The organism is Psychrobacter sp. FME5, assembly GCF_014861375.1.
Taxonomy (GTDB): Bacteria; Pseudomonadota; Gammaproteobacteria; order Pseudomonadales; family Moraxellaceae; genus Psychrobacter.
Genome location: NZ_RRYX01000175.1, coordinates 1 through 3,168, shown reverse-complemented (window position 1 = coordinate 3,168; position 3,168 = coordinate 1). Strand labels below are relative to the sequence as shown.

General features: G+C 45.7%; 3 protein-coding genes. 2 read left to right on the top strand and 1 reads right to left on the bottom strand.

Features of this window, described 5'->3' with window-relative positions; translation table 11 throughout:
• The first annotated feature begins 236 nt into the window (after positions 1 to 236).
• On the top strand, positions 237 to 1,223 hold the full coding sequence (gene rluF / locus EI161_RS13775; protein ID WP_192529830.1) for a 23S rRNA pseudouridine(2604) synthase RluF: 987 nt from the start codon (positions 237 to 239) through the stop codon (positions 1,221 to 1,223).
• Between the two features lie 268 nt (positions 1,224 to 1,491).
• Here the strand turns inward: rluF and EI161_RS13770 are convergent, their stop codons facing one another.
• Positions 1,492 to 2,751, bottom strand: coding sequence for an MFS transporter (locus EI161_RS13770; protein WP_192529825.1), 1,260 nt, complete (start codon positions 2,749 to 2,751; stop codon positions 1,492 to 1,494).
• A gap of 82 nt (positions 2,752 to 2,833) precedes the next feature.
• On the opposite strand from EI161_RS13770, the gene EI161_RS13765 reads away from it, so the two are divergent.
• Positions 2,834 to 3,168, top strand: a 335-nt coding sequence (locus EI161_RS13765) for an IS1 family transposase (protein WP_192529115.1), incomplete at its 3' end; no start/stop codon positions are given.

Genomic DNA, 3,168 nt, shown 5'->3' with positions numbered 1-3,168 from the left:
ATGATAAGCTTAAAGCCAGCTATGAGGCTGCCGTAATTCTCGCTTGTGTCTTTATCTGGCTGCCGCTGATTTGAATTCTATACAGCCCCTAATAACTTTTTATACGATTCTGGATGCATTTCTAGGTTTTGTCCATCTCTGCTGAAATCAGCAATGGATTTCCTATATAATATGAATCATTTCGCTTAAAGTGAGTCATTCAATTTAGGCTTTTTATTAGGTAAAAACGGTGCTTTATGTTCAACGCTTCCTCGACTCGTTTAAATAAATACATCAGAGAAAGTGGTATTTGCTCTCGAAGAGACGCTGACCGCTTTATTGAACAAGGCAATGTGTACATCAATGGCAAGCGTGCTGTGATCGGTGATCAAGTGGTTGCTGGAGATACGGTAAAAGTTAACGGCCAGCTCATTGAGCCGCAAGAAGCTGATGACTTTGTTTTTATTGTATTGAATAAGCCAGTCGGTATTGTAAGCACTACGGAAAGCTCTGAGAAAAACAACATTGTTGATTTTGTCAGGCATAGCGACCGTATTTTCCCGATAGGCCGCTTGGATAAAGATTCCCAAGGTTTAATCTTTTTAACCAGCAATGGCGATTTGGTCAACAAAGTGCTACGTGCTGGTAATAATCATGAGAAAGATTATCTGGTAACAGTGAATAAGCCGATAACGGATAGTTTTATTGAAGGTTTAGCGGGTGGCGTGCCTATTTTGGGGAGGATGACGAAAAAATGTCCTGTTACCAAGGTGGCGCCCACCGTGTTTAAAATCACCCTAGTGCAAGGTTTGAACCGCCAAATCCGTCGCATGTGTGAGCATTTTGGCTATGAAGTCGTAAAGCTTGAGCGTACACGGATTATGAATGTGAATCTTAAGGGTATCCCGGTTGGAGACTGGCGAGACTTAACCCCAAAAGAGATGTCTGTTTTACTTAAATCTATAGAAGACTCTTCTTCGGAAGACAGTACTCCGCCCAAGAAATCTCGTAATACACCACGAAAAAAACCTCGTACTAATACCTCGTCAAAGCCAAAAGCGTCTTCAAAACCAAAGGGCACTGGAAAGGGGGGTACTAAACACGCCAAGGACGGTGCTAGAAAACCAGCGGACTCTAAAGGTAAAAATAGGCGTCCTTTTGGTGATGGCAACAAACCTAGGGGTAAAGGCAAACCTGCTGCAAATGGTAAGCGCCCATCAAAAGGTCGAGGTTCTAAGCGGTAGTGATATTAGTGGTATTCGCGATCATAGATTGATGTGTAGTGGCCAACTAATTTAGAACGGGATAAACCTTTGAGGTTTTGATAAAAAAAGCCTTATCGCTCAGTACTGTAGCCACGCGTGTCATAAGATCATCAAGCAGTATAGATTGAAAGGCTCAATGTCCAGACGTGGCAATCACTACAGGCATAGCCTTCCGTCTTGCACTCGGAGGAAGTGTCTCCCAGATACTTCTTATTCCTTGCTCATTTGATAACGCGCCCAATATTAGCTAGCGTGTGGACATCGGCTGATTAACCCAAGCGGCAAACCAAAAGCTGAGGGCTAATATTATAGCGCAAGCAATGATAGCCCAAACTGCCACGCCATAGGACATCGTACTTGACCAAAGCAAAGCAATGGCTACAGGTGCAAAGGCTCTGGCAAGTGTGCTGGGAAAGTTTAATAAGCTATTAATCGCACCATAAGCGCGGCGGCTCAGCATTTCAGGTACCACCAGTCCTCGCACGATGGTAAAGATACCATTACTCGCGCCATAGACAATACACATCGTGGTAACGACCCACATGCTTGTAGGCCATAACGCCAGAACAATAAACACCAAGGGAAATGCGGCGACCACAATGCTGCCTATGCGTCGCATGGACACCCCTGAGCCAAAGATGCTGATTAGGATTCGACCCGCCACCTGGGCAGGGCCGATGGTGGCGATGGCCCAAACCACATTACTGGTAGACAATCCATTCTCAAGCAATAGCGGATACATGTGAAAGGTAAAGGCGGTGAACGCACCGGCATAAGCCGTTAGCGAAAGCATTAACAACCAGAAAACTGGCTTGTGAAATGCAGCCTTAACTTCTTGTTTATCCGTTGTCAGCACGTTTTTTAGATCTGGGTAGTCAAAATGGATAGCATCTTTTTCGGGTCGGATAAAACCAAAATACGCAATCGTACAAACTACCCCATTGATAAGTGCTAATACCAGCAAGGCATCGCGCCATCCCACATGGTCCAATAAGAATTGCACTAGGGGGATAAATATAGTGCTGGCAAATCCGCCCCACAGCGTTATCGCGATAATGCCTGTTCGGGCTTTGCCCACTCCAGTCCTGCGAGCAATCACGGCAAACGCAGGTTCGTACAGCAATGCTGCCTGTAAGGCGCCGATGCTAGCAATCAGAAGATAAAACCCCAATAAACTATCGATTTGTGACCAAAGTGCCAGCAGTATCCCCGCCATGAGCGACGCACCACCCATAAGCACCCTGCCGTAGCCTTTATCGACAGCAACACCTACGGGATAAGCTAAAAATCCTGCCAGCACCAACCCAAGCGTGGCAGCGCCATAGACATCTGTTTTCGACCAACCCAGCTCCACCATCATCGCTTCGGCAATCAAAGGGAAGCTGTAATACAGCGACCCCCATGCGCATAATTGGCCGACCCCGAGCGCGGTGATAAGTGCTCGCGGACTATCCGCTTTTGGCGAGCCAGAAGATTCATCCGTGGCATTAACTTGAATATTGGACATTTGAGTATTGGTGGTGTGTCAGAAAGTATGCTGAAGAAATAAAGGAGGGTGACAGCCAAAGCAAGATGATATATTTGAGGTTATGAAGACACAAATAGATATCAGCTGCCCCGACTGTCACAGTCCCAGTTTAAAGAAAAACGGCATAAAAAGCTATGGCAAGCAGAACTACCAATGCAAGGACTGCAAACGTCAATTCATTGGTGACCATGCCTTAACTTATAAGGGCTGTCACTCTAAAATAGAAGACATCATACGGCTAATGACGGTGAGAGGTTGCGGTGTTAGAGACATAGCTATTATAGCCTCAGTCAGTATCGGTAAAGTATTGGGCACCATAGGCTCATCTGTTTATAAGATCGCGCCTAAGAAGCGCTACTATGAACGCTTAGAGGTTGATGAGTTCTGGACTTACGT